At 63.7% G+C, this 15097-nt stretch carries 16 protein-coding genes; 9 read left to right on the top strand and 7 right to left on the bottom strand.

The features are described from left to right. Nucleotides 1–5: 5 nt before the first annotated feature. The 6 genes from pobA to pcaD are packed head-to-tail and all read right to left on the bottom strand — an operon-like array spanning nucleotide 6 to nucleotide 4815. Nucleotides 6–1178, bottom strand: a complete 1173-nt coding sequence (gene pobA / locus NKJ00_RS02025; protein WP_023808802.1) for a 4-hydroxybenzoate 3-monooxygenase — start codon at nucleotides 1176–1178, stop codon at nucleotides 6–8. Further along, entirely contained in the window at nucleotides 1178–2230 is a 1053-nt protein-coding gene (locus tag NKJ00_RS02020) for a 3-carboxy-cis,cis-muconate cycloisomerase (protein ID WP_352628508.1), read from the bottom strand. Before NKJ00_RS02020 ends, pobA begins: the two co-directional genes overlap by 1 nt. A 19-nt stretch (nucleotides 2231–2249) precedes the next feature. After that, a complete protein-coding gene (pcaG, locus tag NKJ00_RS02015) occupies nucleotides 2250–2864 on the bottom strand; it encodes a protocatechuate 3,4-dioxygenase subunit alpha (protein ID WP_352628507.1) in 615 nt (204 codons plus the stop codon). Next, entirely contained in the window at nucleotides 2864–3616 is a 753-nt protein-coding gene (gene pcaH / locus NKJ00_RS02010) for a protocatechuate 3,4-dioxygenase subunit beta (RefSeq protein ID WP_023808805.1), read from the bottom strand. Before pcaH ends, pcaG begins: the two co-directional genes overlap by 1 nt. Beyond that, on the bottom strand, nucleotides 3606–4013 hold the full coding sequence (gene pcaC, locus NKJ00_RS02005; RefSeq protein WP_127291158.1) for a 4-carboxymuconolactone decarboxylase: 408 nt from the start codon (nucleotides 4011–4013) through the stop codon (nucleotides 3606–3608). Before pcaC ends, pcaH begins: the two co-directional genes overlap by 11 nt. Further along, nucleotides 4006–4815: a 3-oxoadipate enol-lactonase gene (gene pcaD / locus NKJ00_RS02000; RefSeq protein ID WP_352628505.1), complete on the bottom strand. Its 810-nt coding sequence runs from the start codon at nucleotides 4813–4815 to the stop codon at nucleotides 4006–4008. The genes pcaC and pcaD overlap by 8 nt, the downstream gene beginning before the upstream one ends. A gap of 92 nt (nucleotides 4816–4907) precedes the next feature. Here pcaD and pcaQ point away from each other — a divergent pair, with 92 nt between their 5' ends. Next, a complete protein-coding gene (gene pcaQ, locus NKJ00_RS01995; RefSeq protein WP_352628502.1) occupies nucleotides 4908–5825 on the top strand; it encodes a pca operon transcription factor PcaQ in 918 nt (305 codons plus the stop codon). 18 nt (nucleotides 5826–5843) lie between these two features. Here the strand turns inward: pcaQ and NKJ00_RS01990 are convergent, their stop codons facing one another. Continuing rightward, a complete protein-coding gene (locus NKJ00_RS01990) occupies nucleotides 5844–6770 on the bottom strand; it encodes an aldose 1-epimerase (protein ID WP_352628500.1) in 927 nt (308 codons plus the stop codon). A gap of 60 nt (nucleotides 6771–6830) precedes the next feature. Here NKJ00_RS01990 and NKJ00_RS01985 point away from each other — a divergent pair, with 60 nt between their 5' ends. The 8 genes from NKJ00_RS01985 (at nucleotide 6831) to NKJ00_RS01950 (ending at nucleotide 15091) form a co-directional block, all read left to right on the top strand. Beyond that, nucleotides 6831–7622 carry a FadR/GntR family transcriptional regulator gene (locus tag NKJ00_RS01985; RefSeq protein ID WP_128302383.1) on the top strand — a complete coding sequence of 264 codons (792 nt, stop codon included), beginning with the start codon at nucleotides 6831–6833 and terminating at the stop codon, nucleotides 7620–7622. Further along, nucleotides 7619–9346, top strand: coding sequence for an IlvD/Edd family dehydratase (locus NKJ00_RS01980; protein WP_352609330.1), 1728 nt, complete (start codon nucleotides 7619–7621; stop codon nucleotides 9344–9346). The genes NKJ00_RS01985 and NKJ00_RS01980 overlap by 4 nt, the downstream gene beginning before the upstream one ends. Before the next feature lie 11 nt (nucleotides 9347–9357). After that, nucleotides 9358–10134, top strand: coding sequence for an SDR family NAD(P)-dependent oxidoreductase (locus NKJ00_RS01975; protein WP_128302381.1), 777 nt, complete (start codon nucleotides 9358–9360; stop codon nucleotides 10132–10134). A 34-nt stretch (nucleotides 10135–10168) separates the two neighbouring features. Then, nucleotides 10169–11167 (top strand): AraD1 family protein, encoded by a 999-nt coding sequence (gene araD1 / locus NKJ00_RS01970; RefSeq protein WP_352609329.1) that lies wholly within the window; start codon nucleotides 10169–10171, stop codon nucleotides 11165–11167. 52 nt (nucleotides 11168–11219) lie between these two features. After that, nucleotides 11220–12245: an ABC transporter substrate-binding protein gene (locus NKJ00_RS01965; protein ID WP_352609328.1), complete on the top strand. Its 1026-nt coding sequence runs from the start codon at nucleotides 11220–11222 to the stop codon at nucleotides 12243–12245. Between the two features lie 76 nt (nucleotides 12246–12321). After that, the gene (locus tag NKJ00_RS01960; RefSeq protein WP_352609327.1) at nucleotides 12322–13425 is read left to right on the top strand and encodes an ABC transporter ATP-binding protein; all 1104 of its coding nucleotides are present in this window, start codon (nucleotides 12322–12324) and stop codon (nucleotides 13423–13425) included. Beyond that, nucleotides 13422–14294 carry an ABC transporter permease gene (locus tag NKJ00_RS01955; protein ID WP_352609326.1) on the top strand — a complete coding sequence of 291 codons (873 nt, stop codon included), beginning with the start codon at nucleotides 13422–13424 and terminating at the stop codon, nucleotides 14292–14294. The genes NKJ00_RS01960 and NKJ00_RS01955 overlap by 4 nt, the downstream gene beginning before the upstream one ends. After that, complete coding sequence (locus tag NKJ00_RS01950; RefSeq protein WP_128302376.1) at nucleotides 14291–15091, top strand: ABC transporter permease; 801 nt, start codon at nucleotides 14291–14293, stop codon at nucleotides 15089–15091. Before NKJ00_RS01955 ends, NKJ00_RS01950 begins: the two co-directional genes overlap by 4 nt. Nucleotides 15092–15097: the final 6 nt, after the last annotated feature.

Genomic DNA, 15097 nt, shown 5'->3' with positions numbered 1-15097 from the left:
GGCCCTCAGTACGGCAGGCCGACATAGTTCTCGGCGAGCGCGGTCGATGCGGCACGTGACTGCACGAGGTAGTCGAGTTCGGCCTCCTGGATGCGCTGGCCGAACTCGCCGGTGTCTGGAAAGCGGTGCAGCATCGTCGTCATCCACCAGGAGAAACGCACCGCTTTCCAGACCCGTGCCAGAGCCTTGCCTGAATAGGCGTCGATGCCGGCCGTTGACTTGTCGCGATAGAAATCGTGCAGGCCGGCAAAGAGATAGCGCACGTCGCTGGCGGCGAGGTTGAGGCCCTTGGCGCCGGTCGGCGGCACGATGTGGGCGGCATCACCGACCAGGAAGAGCCGGCCGAAGCGCAGCGGCTCGGCAACGAAGGAGCGCAGCGGCGCGATCGATTTCTCGAAGGACGGTCCAGTGACGACATTTGCCGCCGTCTGCTCCGGCAAGCGGCGGCGCAACTCGTCCCAGAAGCGCTCATCCGACCACGCCTCCACGCGATCGTCCTGCGGGCACTGCACATAGTAGCGGCTGCGATGCGTCGAGCGCATCGAGCACAGCGCAAAACCCCGCTCGTGATTGGCGTAGACCAGTTCGCGGTCGGCTGGCGGCACCTCGGCCAGCACGCCGAGCCAGCCGAACGGATACCGCCGCTCGAAGATTTTTAGCGCACGCTCGGGCACCGATTTGCGGCTGACGCCATGATAGCCGTCGCAGCCGGCAACGAAGTCGCAGTCGATGCGATGCGTGACGCCGTCCTTGTCATAGGTGGCGAAAGGCGCGGTGCCGTCGAAATCGTGCAGAGCGACATTTGCCGCCTCGTAGATCGTGGTCAGCCCTGCCGCGTCGCGCTTGTCCATCAAATCGTGCGTCACCTCGGTCTGGCCATAGACGGTGACATGCCTGCCGCCGGTCAGCGCCTCGAGGTCGATGCGATGCAAGCGTCCGTCGAAGGCGAGCGAGATGCCAGTGTGCGGCAGCCCTTCGGCATGCAGCCTTGCCGCCGCGCCGGCCTGTTCCAGCAATTCGACGGTGCCCTGTTCGAGCACCCCTGCCCGCACGCGGCCAAGCACGTGCTCGCGGCTCGCACGTTCCAGAATGACCGTCTCTACGCCGATGCCGGCCAGCAGTTGCCCAAGCAGCAGCCCGGACGGCCCGGACCCGATGACGACGATTTGCGTGCGCATCAGTGGCCGAGACTTTCGACCTGTGCGGCCAGTTCGGCGGCAAGGCGCAGCGACGCGGCCGTTGCGACGACCATCTGCGGCAGCAATAGCCACTCCAGCGTCCAGGCAGCACCCGACCGCTCCTGCTCATGCACGAGCGCGTGATGCATGCCGGCAAGCTGCGTGGCGTTGAAGCGGGCAAGCGCCACCAGCGCTTCGGCCTTCACCGGGTTCTTCTTGTGCGGCATGGCCGACGAGCCGCCGCCACTGGAAAGCTCGATCTCGGTTCCACCTTGCGCCAGCAGCGCGATGTCCTGGCCGAACTTGCCGAGGCTGCCTGATACCAATGACATCAGGCCGGCAAAGTCGGCGAGCGCGTCACGCTGGCTGTGCCACTGCGGTGCGTCGCCAAGACCAAGCCTGGCGGCAAGTGCCGCGCGCACCGCCGGCCCCTTGTCATCAAGCTTTTCCAGCGTGCCGGCGGCACCGCCGAATTGCACCACCAGCAGACGCCTGGACTGCTCGGATAGCCTCTCCTGATGCCGTTGCAGCGGCGCCCGCCACACCCTGACGCGATCGGCCACTTTGATCGGAAGCGCCTTCTGCATGCGCGTCATCCCGGTCAGCGCCCTGCCGCCAAAACGCTCTTTGAGCGAAGCGAGGCGTATGACGGTTTCGGTCAACAGCAGATCGAGATGCTCGACGACGGATTTCAGCCGAAGCATCAGGCCGGTGTCGATCACATCCTGGCTGGTCGCACCGAAATGCACTTTCCGGCCATGCGGTTCGCCGACCGCAGCCCTGATCTGGCGCACCAGCTCCGGCACCATGACGCCGTCCTTGGCGACCCCGGCTCGCAGCAGAGCCGTGTCCGGCCGGAAGGTGCCAAGCGCCGCCACGATCGCTGCCCCGGCATCCTTGGGGATTATCCCGTTATCGGCCTCCGCTTGCGACAGCGCCTGTTCAAAGGCCAGCATGGCCTCGATTTCCGCCTCAACGGAAAAATGCCTCGCCGCTTCTTCGTCGCCGAGAAGAGCGGAGAGCAGCGGATGGTCGAAAGGCGATACAGTCATGTCACAGGCCTCCTGAGCATCAGCTATCGAAGAAGACCGTTTCCTTCTCCCCCTGGAGATGGACATCGAAGATGTAGGTATCGCCCTTGCGCTCGGCGATTAGCGTCGGCACGCGGACGCGGTGCTCGATACGCGCGAGGATCGGATCTTCAGCATTGGCCTTTTCCTCATCGGAAAAATACAGCCTTGTGTGCAGGCCGAGATTGATGCCGCGGGCGACGATCCAGAGCGTGATATGCGGCGCCATCAGGCGACCATCGTTGAACGGGACGCGGCCAGGCTTGACCGTCTCGAACGTGCAGAGGCCGGTGTCCATATCGGTCGGGCAACGGCCCCAGCCGAAGAAATTCGGATCGGCAGCACCACGCAGTTCGGCCGGCGAATTGTAGAGCCCATCCGCATCCGCTTGCCAGATCTCGATCAGCGCGTCCTTGAGCGGCGTGCCGGTGCCATCGAGCACCCGGATGCGCAGGCCGATGCGCTCGCCCTTGGTCTTGTCGTTGACCATGGTGGCGCCGAGATCACTGGGATAGACGCCGCCGATGCCGCAGAAATTGGGTGTCAGCCCGATATGGACGTAGGGTCCGGCGGTCTGCGAAGGGCTTTCCCTGAGCCGGTCGAGCGACTGGGCCATCAATTGCCCTCCAGCCTGTTTTCGAACAGCGACGCGCGGCGCCCGCGCAGCACGATGTCGAACTTGTAGGCGCGCGCGTCGAAGGGGATCGTCGCTTGCATGTCGAGCGCGGCGATCAGCGTCTCAACGGCTGCCTTGTCGGGAATGCCGCGCGCGATCGGGCACTGCCAGATCAGCGGGTCGCCCTCGAAATACATCTGCGTGATCAGCCGCTGGGCAAAGCCGTGGCCGAACACCGAGAAATGAATGTGCGAGGGGCGCCAGTCGTTCGGCCCATTCGGCCAGGGATAGGGTCCAGGCTTGACGGTGCGAAACGCATAGCCGCCGTCCTCGGTGGTGAGGGCTCGGCCGCAGCCGCCAAAATTCGGGTCGAGCGGCGCCAGATAGCCATCCTTCTTGTGGCGATAGCGGCCGCCGGCATTGGCCTGCCAGAATTCGAGCAGCGCGCCGGGCACGCCAACGCCTCGCTCGTCGAGCACTCGGCCATGGACGATAATCCGCTCGCCGAGCGCGCTCTCGCCGGGCCTGGCGAAATTGTGGATCAGGTCGGCGTCAAGTTCGCCCAATATTGCGTGGCCGAAAACGGGGCCTGCAATCTCCGACAGCGTGTTGTCGAAGACGAGGGGGGCTTTTTGCGGCGAGCGCAGCATCGAGGTCTTATAATTCGGCGTCAGAGCCGGCGGATGCCAGGTCCGATCGCGCCGGAAGAAGGCGCCGGTCTCGGGCCTCGTCGAGCCGGACTCAGCGGGCATTCCTGGCTCCGTCCATTTCCGAAAACACGTCCTTGGCTATTCTGAAGGCACGGTTGGCGGCCGGCACGCCGGCATAGATGGCGACATGCAGGAACGCCTCGCAGACGTCGTCGCGCGACGCACCGGTGTTGACGGTGGCGCGCACATGCATGGCGATCTCCTCATCATGGCCGAGTGCGGCCAGCAGCGCCAGCGTGACGATCGAACGCTCACGCTTTGTGAAGCCCGGCCGCGCCCACACGGTTCCCCAGGCAGCCTCGGTGATCAGCTCCTGGAAAGGCTGGTCGAAATCGGTGGCGGCAATTTCGGCCCGGTCGACATGCCGGTCGCCGAGCACCGAGCGCCGCACCGCAAGCCCCTTGCGATATCTGGCTGCGTCGCCGGGGACTTCATCCATGGGTTTCTGCTCCAGGGGCAAGCGACGCGATAAAACTGCGGATCAGGGCGACCAGCGCTTCGGGTTGTTCGACGCAAGGAATGTGTCCGGCGTCGCGGATGATCTGGAAGCGCGCGGCGGGGATCAGCTCGGCCAGCGAGCGGACGAGATCGGGAGGCGTCGAGCCATCCTGGTCGCCGGCGACGCAGAGCGTCGGCACCGCGATCCGGCGTGCGGCATCGGTGAAATCCGCATCGCGAACGGCCGCGCAAGTGCCGACGTAACCTGCAAGCGCTTGCCTCGTCATCATGTTCCAATAGCCGTCGAGCTCGGCCACACGCGCCGCGTGGAAGGCGGCGGTGAACCATACTTTGAGCACGCCATCGGCAATCGCTTGGATGCCCTTGCTTTCGACCGTCGCGATGCGTGTATTCCAGCTGTCCGTCGTGCCGATCTTGTGTGCCGTGTCGCAAAGGATCATGGCCTCTACGATATCGGGGCGCCTGGCATAAAGCCCCTGAGCGATCATGCCGCCGACCGACAGGCCGCACAGCACGACCTTGCTCAAGCCGAAATGATCGATGAGCGCCGAAAGATCATCGACATGATCGTCGATCGACCTGATGTCGCCGATATCGGACAGCCCATGGCCGCGCTTGTCATAGACCAGCAGCGGCATTTCACCATCGAGCGCCGAGACAATTTCGTCCCAGATCCGGAAGTCGGTGCCCAGTGAATTGATGAATATGATAGGGCGCGCATTGCCGGCCGCCTTGGTGTGGCGATGGTGCAGCGTGATGCCGCCGATGGTGACGAATGGCACGGTTTTGGTCCTCCGCCTCCACATTGCACAAGGCGTTTGGTTCGGTAAAATGATATTTTGCGTCGTTTCATTAACTCATGGGTTATCAATCCATGTCCCATAGCCGCATCCGGTTCCGTCACCTGCAGGCATTCCTGGAAGTTGCGCGGCAGGGAAGCGTGGCACGAGCGGCCGACTTGCTGCATGTCAGTCCGCCGGCTGTGACCAAGACATTGCGCGAACTGGAAGAGGCGCTCGGCGTCGCTATGGTCGAACGCGATGGCCGCGGTATCAAGGTGACACGGCTGGGCGAAATCTTCCTTGGCCATGCGGGTACTGCGATCACAGCATTGAGACGCGGCGTCGATTCCGTCCGCCAGGACGGAGCGGTCAGCCGGCCCCCGATTCGCATCGGCGCGCTGCCGACAGTGTCGGCGCGTGTGATGCCGCTTGCCATGAGCCTGTTCCTCGAAGAGGGCACCGGTGCGGCGATCAAGATCGTCACCGGCGAGAATTCGGTGCTGCTCGAACAGTTGCGCACCGGCACGTTAGATCTCGTCGTCGGACGGCTGGCGGCACCGGAGAACATGACCGGCTTCTTCTTCGAGCACCTCTATTCTGAACCAGTGCTGTTCGTGGTGCGCGCGGGACACCCGTTACTCGATCCGGGACAGGATGTGTTTGCACGGCTCGACGAATTCCCGATGCTGATGCCGACGCGGGAATCGGTCATCCGCCCCTTCGTCGACCGCCTGTTCATCACCAACGGCATGACGGCGCCGGCAACCGAGATCGAAACCGTCTCGGACTCCTTCGGCCGCGCCTTCCTGCGGCAGAGCAATGCCGTCTGGATCATTTCGGCTGGCGTCGTTGCCAACGAACTCGGCAGCGGCGCCTTCGTCGCCTTGCCGGTCAACACCGAGGAAACCAAGGGACCGGTCGGCCTGACCATGCGCACCGACACGGCCCCCTCGCCGGCCTTCTCCATCCTGCTGCAGACCATCCGCGAAGCGGCAAGTCAAAGCAGTTGATGCGGCTCAGATTGGCGATCAGGCCGCCTGCGAAGGCGTGAAGCGAACGCTTGCGGATCGCATTTGCCCGGGTGCAAGTACCATGCAGCCAGTGTCGATGCCCGCGTTCCTGCGATTGAAGGCATCGGTGATGTTGCTGACCGGTTCGGCGCAAAAGAACGGCTCGCCGGGCGGCGTGTAGAGGACGAGGAAATCGAGCGGCGCTTCGGCCTCGATGTCCAGTTGCCGCCCACGCTCCGGCCAGGAGATCCGGGCGCGGCGCGTCCATCCGGTGAAGACCGTGTCGAAGTCCGTCTCCAACACGTCGAAGCCCGTGGTCGGGTTGGAACCAGCTGGCGGAAGGACGTGCCGGGTGGGCAGGATTTCCGCATCGGTCTCCCACATGCCGGATACCTGCGCCTGGACATGTGTCCACGGTGTCGACGGGAAATAGGGATGGAGGCCGAAGCCTGCCGGCATCGGCATGTCCGAGAGATTGCGCAGCGAAAGGGCAATGATCAGCCCGCCATCGACCAGCGAGATCGCTTGCCTTGCCTCATAGCTCCACGGCCAGGAATCGGCGGCATGGCGATAAGATAGGAGGGTGGTGCTGGCTTCGTGCCGGACGACTGTCCATGGCCGACGCCAGCCATGGCCATGCTCATGATGCGGATCTTCCGGGCTGGTCGGCAGTTCGACGGTGCGGCCCGCGAATGCGAAGCGCCCGCCCCTTATGCGATTGGAATAGGGAACCAGCGGGAAGCAGGCCATGGCGCCGGCATCGCGGCTGTCGATCGCCGCCTGATCCGCAGGACGCAGCCAATCCACGACGGATCCGTTTTGCCGCCAGCGATACGACGCCAGCGCGCCGCCGGCGGCCGGGGCAATCTCTACAGTCGCAATGCCATCGCTGATCGAGACCAGCTCTTGATGCCGCTCGGCAACGGCAGCGGAATTCTTTGTCACCGGCATTCCCCCTCCCTTGACTCCAGTCGCAATGCCGATAAGACATATCATATGAATAGTATGAAGAATAAGAAATCTTTCAGCACGGCGCGCACGTCGAGGGTTGCGGTCGCGGTCTCCAGCGGCTCGACGGCGTTGCACGCGACCGTCGTCGAACAGATCGGATTGCGCATCGTGCAGGGCGATTTCCTGCCCGGCGAGGCACTGCCCAATGCCGACGATTCCAGCGAGATGCTGGGGGTCAGCCGCACGGTGCTGCGCGAGGCGATCAAGGTGCTGGCCGGCAAGGGACTGGTCGAATCGCGGCCGAAGACCGGCACAAGGGTGCGTCCCCGTGCCGACTGGAATTTCCTCGACCCGGACGTCCTGTCATGGCGCTACGCAGGCGGCGTCAGCGCCGACGATGTCCGGGCGCTGTTCGAGCTGCGCCGAGCCATCGAGCCGATGTCGGCCGCACTTGCCGCGCAACGCGCCACGCCGGCGCAGATTGCCGAGATCAATGCCGCGCTGGCCGAAATGGAAGCGGTGGTTGACGACGGCGACCGCTTCGCCAAGCCCGATCTTTTGTTCCATCAGACCATCCTGCGCATGACCGGCAATGAGCTGATCGGCTCGCTGGCGGCACTGGTCGAAACCGCATTGGTGATGAGCTTTCGCCTCTCCAACGACAATCCGGACGGGCAGCGTCATTCTTTGCCGCTGCATCGGGAAGTGGCCGAAAAGATCGCATCCGGCGACGCCACTGGTGCGCAAAACGCGCTGCTGGTGCTCATCGACAATGCCGAGGAAGACGTGCGCCGCAGCGTCCAAAGCCGCAACAAGCGCCGCCAGGATCGGGAACAGACATCGTGACCGACACCAAACGCAAGCTGCGGTCCGAGGCCTGGTTCGGCGGTGAGGGCAAGAACGCCTTCATGCACCGCAGTTGGATGAAGAACCAGGGCATCCCCGCCGACGCTTTCGATGGCCGCCCGGTGATCGGCATCTGCAACACCTGGTCGGAACTGACCCCATGCAATGCCCATCTGCGGGCGCTGGCCGATCACGTCAAACGCGGCGTCTATGAAGCGGGCGGCCTGCCGCTCGAATTCCCTGTGATGTCGCTCGGCGAGAGCAACATGCGCCCCACCGCCATGCTGTTTCGCAATCTGGTCAGCATGGATGTCGAAGAGTCCATCCGCGGCAATCCGATCGACGGCGTCATCCTGCTGGTCGGCTGCGACAAGACCACGCCGGCACTCTTGATGGGCGCTGCGTCGTGCAACCTGCCGACCATCGCTGTTTCCGGCGGGCCGATGCTAAACGGCAAGTTCCGCGGACAGGATATCGGCTCGGGCACCCATGTCTGGAAATTCGCCGAGGAAGTGAAGGCCGGCCGCATGCCGGTCGCCGACTTCCTCGCCGCCGAGCAGGGCCAAAGCCGATCTGCGGGCAGTTGCATGACGATGGGAACGGCCTCGACCATGGCCAGCATGGTGGAGGCGCTCGGCATCGGCATGCCGGACAATGCCGCGATCCCGGCGGTGGATTCGCGCCGTGGCGTGCTCGCGCAAATGGCCGGACGCCAGATCGTCGACCTCGTCCGCAGGGACGTGACAATCGCGCAGATCCTCACCCGGGAAGCATTCGAGAACGCCATTCGAGTCAACGGCGCGATCGGTGGCTCGACCAATGCGGTGCTGCATCTGATCGCCATCGCCAACCGGATCGGTGTCGATCTCAGCCTCGATGACTGGGACCGCCTTGGCCGGGACATTCCAACTATTGTCGATTTGATGCCGTCGGGCCGGTTCCTGATGGAAGATTTCTACTACGCCGGGGGGCTAGCTGCGGTCATGGCGTCGCTTGATGAAGTGGGGCTTCTTCATCGCGACGCCATGACCGTCAGCGCCAAGACCATCGGTGAACTGATCGACGGCGCGCCCAACTACAACAGCGAGGTGATCCGGCCGCTGAGCCAGCCGCTGACCAAGGAAGGCGGCATCTCGATCCTGCGCGGCAATCTGGCGCCTGACGGGGCAGTCATCAAACCGTCCGCGGCAACGCCCGCGCTGATGCAACATCGCGGCAAGGCGGTGGTGTTCGAGAACATCGAGCACTACTACGCCCGCATCGACGATCCGGAGCTGGACATCGACGCCTCCTCGGTGATGGTACTAAAGAATTGCGGACCGCGCGGTTATCCAGGAATGGCCGAGGTCGGCAATATGCCGCTGCCGGCAAAACTGCTGAAGCAAGGCGTCTCCGACATGGTGCGCATTTCGGACGCGCGCATGAGCGGCACCGCCTACGGCACCGTGGTTCTGCATGTGGCGCCGGAAGCAGCCGCAGGTGGCGCGCTGGCTCTGGTGCGCGACGGCGACCTCATCGAACTCGATGTCGCCGGTCGCCGGCTGGAGCTTTTGGTGTCGGATGAGGAGCTGGCGATCCGCCGGCGTGACTGGCAGCCGCCGGCACCGCCGGAAGGCGGCTATCAGAGCCTTTATGTCGAGCGCGTGCTGCAGGCCGACAAGGGCTGCGATTTCGACTTTCTCGTCGGTCGGCGCGATGCCGGCATTCCTCGGCATTCGCACTAGAGAGGCGCGCGATGACGGATGAAATCGGCTATGCGATCTATCCAAGCCTCAAGGGCCGCAGCGTCTTCATAACCGGCGGCGGCAGTGGCATCGGCGAAAGCCTGGTGCGCCATTTCTGCGCGCAAGGCAGCCGCGTCGCCTTCGTCGACATGGCCGAGGAGCCTTCCCGGCGTCTGGTCGACGCGATCTCGGCCGAGGGACATGCCGCGCCGCTGTTCATTCCCTGCGACCTGCGCAACGTCGAAGAGTTGCAGGCGGCAACCGTTCAGGCGATGCAGCACAACGGCCCTATCCAGGCGCTGTGCAACAATGCCGGCAATGACGACCGCCACCAGACCAAGGACGTGACGGTTGCCTACTGGGACGACCGCATGGCGGTCAATTTGCGCCATCAGTTCTTCGCGGCGCAGGCGGTGCGTCCACAGATGAACGCGCTGGGCGGCGGCTCGATCATCAATTTCGGCTCCATCACCTGGATGGTCGGCGATCCGGATTGCCCAGCCTATGTCACCGCGAAAGCGGCTGTTTACGGCATGACGCGGGCGCTGGCTCGCGAACTCGGCCCCGAACGCATCCGCGTCAACTGCATGGTGCCGGGATGGGTGATGACAGAGCGCCAGATGCGGCTGTGGCTGAACTCGGCCGGCGAACGCCAGATCGCGGAAAGGCAGTGCCTGCCCGACCGGCTGCAACCCTCCGATATCGCGCGCATGGCGCTGTTTCTCGCCGCAGACGACAGCCGCATGTGCACGAGCCAGCAGTTCATCGTCGATGCGGGCTGGGTGTGACCCGTACGGCTCCAAGGGAAGAAGGTTAGTATTCATGCGTCTTGTTCAGTTCAGAATGGCCGACGGCAGCAGAGGGGTTGGCCGTGTCTCGGATGACGGCAATCATCTGCACCCGCTCGAAAAGACCGGCAGCGTGCTGGAGCTGGCCGAAGCGGCAATTGCCCAGGGCACGTCGATCGCAGCGCTGGTTGAGAAGCAGACGGGCACAGCGAAAATCGACTACGACCAACTGTTGCGCGATGGCCAGGTGCTCGCTCCGGTCGACCATCCGGAACCGGCGCGCTTCCTGGTCACCGGGACCGGCCTGACCCACACGGGAAGCGCCGCCGCGCGCAACCAGATGCATGTTCTGACCCATGGCGAAGGCACCGAGGAATCGGATTCGCTGAAGATTTTCCGTATGGGCCTGGAAGGCGGCAAGCCTGCCGCCGGGCAGATCGGCATCCAGCCCGAATGGTTCTTCAAGGGCGTCGGCACCTGTGTCGTGCCGCCCGGCGCGCCGCTACCGATGCCGGCCTTCGCGCGCGCCGGCGCCGAAGAGGCCGAGATCGTCGGCCTCTATCTCAACGGGCCGGACGGCCGCCCCTATCGGATCGGCTATGCGCTCGGCAACGAATATTCCGACCATGTGACGGAGGGCGAGAACTACCTCTACCTCGCCCACTCCAAGCTTCGCTCCTGCTCCATCGGACCCGAGCTGCTGATCGGTGACCTGCCCGAAGAAGTGCGCGGCCATTCGCGCATCCTGCGCGACGGCACTGTCATCTGGGAGCAGGAGTTCCTGTCGGGCGAAGCGCACATGTCGCACTCGATCGCCAATCTCGAACACTTCCATTTCCGCTACCCGATGCACCGCAGGGCGGGCGACCTGCATGCCTATTTCTTCGGCGCGGCGGTGATGAGCTACGCCTCCGGCGTCAAGACGGCTTCCGGCGACGAGTATGAAATCCAGGCACAGACATTCGGCAAGCCACTGCGCAACCGGATGGTGTCGGTGCCGGACGAGGGACTGGTCGCTGTTACCCAGCTGTGACGGCGCAGGCCCGAAAATTACGGTCCACCAGAACGACAATGGGAGATTAAAAATGGGACTGAAGAAAGCGTTTCTAAGACTAGCGACAATCGGGCTCGGCATCGGCCTGATGACATCGGCGGCGCTCGCCGCGAACCTGCGGGTACTGGCCTGGGACGGCTACGCCGATGCCGACTGGGTCAAGGACTTCACCGCCGCGACCGGCATCGGCGTCGATGTCGTCTTCATCGGCAGCGACGACGAGATCTGGGCCAAGATAAAGGGAAGCGAAGGCCAGGACTTCGACGTCTTCGCCGTCAACACCGCCCAGTTGCAGCGCTACATCAAGGCCGACCTGGTGTCGCCGATCGACGTCACGAAGCTCGCCAACCAGAAAGAAGTGCTGCCGCGCTTCCGCGATCTGACCGCGGTGAGCGGCGTGACCAAGGACGGCAAGGTCTACGGCATTCCGTTCTGCTTCGACTCCATCGGCCTGATCTATGACACCGACAAGGTCAAGCCAGCACCGACCTCGATGTCGGTTCTGTGGGACCCGGCCTACAAGGGCAAGGTTCTGGCCTACGACAATGGCGAGCACAATTTCTCGTTCACGGCGCTGACGCTCGGCTACAAGGATCCGTTCAACCTCAACGAAGAGCAGATGGCGGCAGTCAAGGCCAAGCTGGTCGAACTCAAGCGCAACGTGCTGAGCTTCTACACCACCGCCGACGAGGCGCAGCAGATCTACCAGAACAATGATGTGGCCCTGATCTGGGCCAATTACGGCCAGCAGCAGGTCAAGGCACTGCAGAAGATCGGCGCTCATGTCGCCTACGTCAATCCAGGCGAGGGCGCGCTCGCCTGGCTCGACAACTGGGTCATTTCCAAGGGTGTCCGCGACAATGCGGCGGCCGAGAAGTGGATCGACTTCATGCTGAGCAAGAAGGTCAGCGGCGAGCTTTCCGAGCGCACCGGCTTCGGCAACACGGTGACGGAAACCGGCAGCGCCGGCGGCAACGACAAGCTGGTCTGGCTCAACAATGTCGAGGACCCGCTCAAGCGTTCGGACATGTGGAACGAGGTCAAGGCTACGCCCTGATCTTTCCGCTCTATGCCTTCGAAGGACCCGGCGGTCCGGAGGTTCCGGACCGCCGAAGCGTATGCGAGAGTATTTCATGAACCAGAACACCGACCTCTTGACGCTGCGGTCCGTCTCGAAATCCTACGGCACGGTCCCCGTGCTGCACGACATCGACCTGTCGATCCGGGATGGTGAGTTCCTCACCGTGCTCGGGCCTTCGGGCTCCGGCAAGACCACGGTGCTGCGGCTGATCGGCGGACTGGAACCGCTGACGTCAGGCGAGATCCGCCTGGATGGGCAAGACATCAGCCGCATGCCGATCAACCGACGGCCGTTCAACACGGTATTCCAGGACTATGCGCTGTTTCCGCACCTGACCGTTTCCGGCAATGTTGGCTACGGGCTTTCGGTTCGCCATATCCAGCGCAAGGAAATCGCGCGCCGTGTCGCGGAGGCGCTGGACCTGGTCCAGCTCGGACGTTTCGCCGACCGCTTTCCGGCGCAGCTCTCCGGCGGCCAGCGCCAGCGTGTCGCGCTCGCCCGTGCACTGATCTGCCAGCCGCGCCTGATCCTGCTCGATGAGCCGCTGGCGGCGCTCGACCTCGAACTGCGCAGGCAGATGCAGGTCTTCCTGAAATCCATCCAGCGCGAAATCAAGACCACCTTCCTGTTCGTCACCCATGACCAGGAGGAAGCCATCGGCATGGCCGATCGGATCTGCGTCATGGAGGCCGGCCATATCCGCCAGCACGGCACGCCGCACGACCTTTACTACAGGCCGAATTGCGAGTTCGTCGCGCGCTTCTTCGGCGAGAACAATCTGATGTCCGGAAAACTTGGGCCGGTGCAGGGCGAGCTGCGATCGATCGAGACGGCGCTCGGCCGCCTGGTCTGCTCGATCAGTGACCAGCCGCATTTGAAGGCCGCAGCAGATGGCGCCAGCGCCTACGCTGCGTTCCGTCCCGAGGCCTTGCATCTTGCAGACGCAAAGGACACCGACAACCGTTTTTCCGGCACGATCTCCGACATGGCCTTTGCCGGCTCATCGAGCGTCGCCACCATCGCGGCAGGCCCAGACAATGCTGCGCAACGCTTGCGGCTGCGCGTGCCGAGCCGCATCGACGGCAGCGCGCTCAAATCCGGCGAGGCTGTATCGCTTTCGTTTGCGCCGCATGAAGGCCATCTGGTGCTGGCATGAGCGAAGCCGGCTCGACACTCACTGCGGAAAGACGACTGTCGCTGCTGGTCACGGTGCTGGCGTTTGCCTTGCCGGTTGTCTTCGTCCTGGTGCCGCTGGCGATCTTCCTCGGCTACAGCTTCTTCAGTGTCGACCAGGGCACCATCGTCTACGGGTTGTCCCTGGGCAACTATATCAGGTTCTTCACCGATCCGGTCTTTCTGCCGGTGTTCTGGAACACCATCGTGCTGTGCGTGTCGGTGGCCATCATCTGCATCCTACTTGCCTATCCCGCCGCCTACTTCCTGACGACGCTGAAAGGCCGTTGGCGCTATGCCTTGCTGATGCTGCTGCTGGTGCCGCTGCTGATGAGCTACGTCATCAAGATCTATGCGATCCGCAGCATCCTCGGCCTCAACGGCTTCCTCAACAAGGCGCTGGTGGCGCTCGGCATCCTGCAGGAACCGTCGACGCTTTTCGTGTTCAACATGAACGCCATCCTGCTGACGCTGACGCTACTTTTGATTCCCTTCGCCATCCTGCCGATCTTCCTGTCGCTGGAGCGGATTCCGCAGGTGCTGCTGCGTGCCTCGGACGATCTGGGGGCCAGCAGCTTGCAGACCTTCCTGCGCATCACCTTGCCGCTCAGCCTGCCCGGCGTCGCTTCGGCGGCGAGCTTCGTCTTCGTGCTGGCGATCGGCGATTTCCTGACGCCGCAAATGGTCGGCGGCATCAGCGGCTTCACCTTCGGCCGCATCCTCTACAGCCAGTTCGGCACGGCCTATAACTGGCCGTTCGGCGCGGCGCTGTCGGTGGCGCTGGCCGTCGTGGTGATCGCCGCAATCCTCGTCGGCGAACGCTTTGGCCGCAACCGGGGGACTTCGGTATGAGCGCCCTGCCCCGACTGTCCACGATCTTTCTGGCCGCGATCACGACACTGGTTGCGGTGCTGCTCTACAGCCCGCTGTTCGTGCCGATCGTGTCGTCGTTCTTCACCATTTCGCATGGCTCCGTCGACTGGTCGGCGCCGACCCTGTCGACCTATGTGGCGCTGGCTGAAAACCACGACATACTGGTCGCCTTGCGCACCACGCTGATCGTCGGCGTCTGCACCGTCATCCTGTCGGTGGTCAGCGGAACGCTGCTGGCGCTCTATTATCATGGGCGCCGCTCCGGACGCTCGCTGCTGCAGTTCATCATCTTCCTGCCGTTCCTGATGCCTCCGATCATCAGCGGCCTGGCGCTGCTGATCTTCTTTCGCGAAATCGGTCTCGAACGCTCGCTGCTGACGGTCGTCATCGGCCATACGGTTTTCGTGCTGGCGATCGTCTACCGCACGGTGCTGATGCGGCTGCAGTCGATGAGCCGCACGCTGGTCGAAGCGTCCTACGATCTCGGTGCCACGGGCTGGCAGACCTTTTGGCGCATCATCCTGCCGAACCTGTCGAGCGCCATGGTCGGCGGCGCCATCCTGGCCTTCGCCCTGTCGTTCGACGAGACCATGATCACCATCCTGGTCACCGGCACGCAAAGCACGCTGCCGGTCAGGTTGTGGGCGATGATGCGGCTTGGCTTCTCACCCGACATCAATGCGCTGGTGGCGCTGATCCTGATGTTCACCGTGCTGCTCTGCGTGCTTGCCGCCCGCTTTCTCATCCCCAGACAGCTCGCAACGGAACGGACTTGAGATAGC

It is taken from the genome of Mesorhizobium sp. M0227 (genome assembly GCF_040321855.1).
GTDB lineage: Bacteria > Pseudomonadota > Alphaproteobacteria > Rhizobiales > Rhizobiaceae > Mesorhizobium.
The sequence above is the reverse complement of the archived record's forward strand: the minus strand, read 5'-3'. Positions and strand labels throughout refer to the sequence as shown.

Excerpts from the sequence above, each read along its gene's own strand:
- pobA (WP_023808802.1), bottom strand. The coding sequence starts at position 1,178 with ATGCGCACGCAAATCGTCGTCATCGGGTCCGGGCCGTCCGGGCTGCTG.
- NKJ00_RS02020 (WP_352628508.1), bottom strand. The coding sequence starts at position 2,230 with ATGACTGTATCGCCTTTCGACCATCCGCTGCTCTCCGCTCTTCTCGGC.
- pcaG (WP_352628507.1), bottom strand. The coding sequence starts at position 2,864 with ATGGCCCAGTCGCTCGACCGGCTCAGGGAAAGCCCTTCGCAGACCGCC.
- pcaH (WP_023808805.1), bottom strand. The coding sequence starts at position 3,616 with ATGCCCGCTGAGTCCGGCTCGACGAGGCCCGAGACCGGCGCCTTCTTC.
- pcaC (WP_127291158.1), bottom strand. The coding sequence starts at position 4,013 with ATGGATGAAGTCCCCGGCGACGCAGCCAGATATCGCAAGGGGCTTGCG.
- pcaQ (WP_352628502.1), top strand. The coding sequence starts at position 4,908 with ATGTCCCATAGCCGCATCCGGTTCCGTCACCTGCAGGCATTCCTGGAA.
- NKJ00_RS01985 (WP_128302383.1), top strand. The coding sequence starts at position 6,831 with ATGAAGAATAAGAAATCTTTCAGCACGGCGCGCACGTCGAGGGTTGCG.
- NKJ00_RS01975 (WP_128302381.1), top strand. The coding sequence starts at position 9,358 with ATGACGGATGAAATCGGCTATGCGATCTATCCAAGCCTCAAGGGCCGC.
- araD1 (WP_352609329.1), top strand. The coding sequence starts at position 10,169 with ATGCGTCTTGTTCAGTTCAGAATGGCCGACGGCAGCAGAGGGGTTGGC.
- NKJ00_RS01965 (WP_352609328.1), top strand. The coding sequence starts at position 11,220 with ATGGGACTGAAGAAAGCGTTTCTAAGACTAGCGACAATCGGGCTCGGC.
- NKJ00_RS01960 (WP_352609327.1), top strand. The coding sequence starts at position 12,322 with ATGAACCAGAACACCGACCTCTTGACGCTGCGGTCCGTCTCGAAATCC.
- NKJ00_RS01955 (WP_352609326.1), top strand. The coding sequence starts at position 13,422 with ATGAGCGAAGCCGGCTCGACACTCACTGCGGAAAGACGACTGTCGCTG.
- NKJ00_RS01950 (WP_128302376.1), top strand. The coding sequence starts at position 14,291 with ATGAGCGCCCTGCCCCGACTGTCCACGATCTTTCTGGCCGCGATCACG.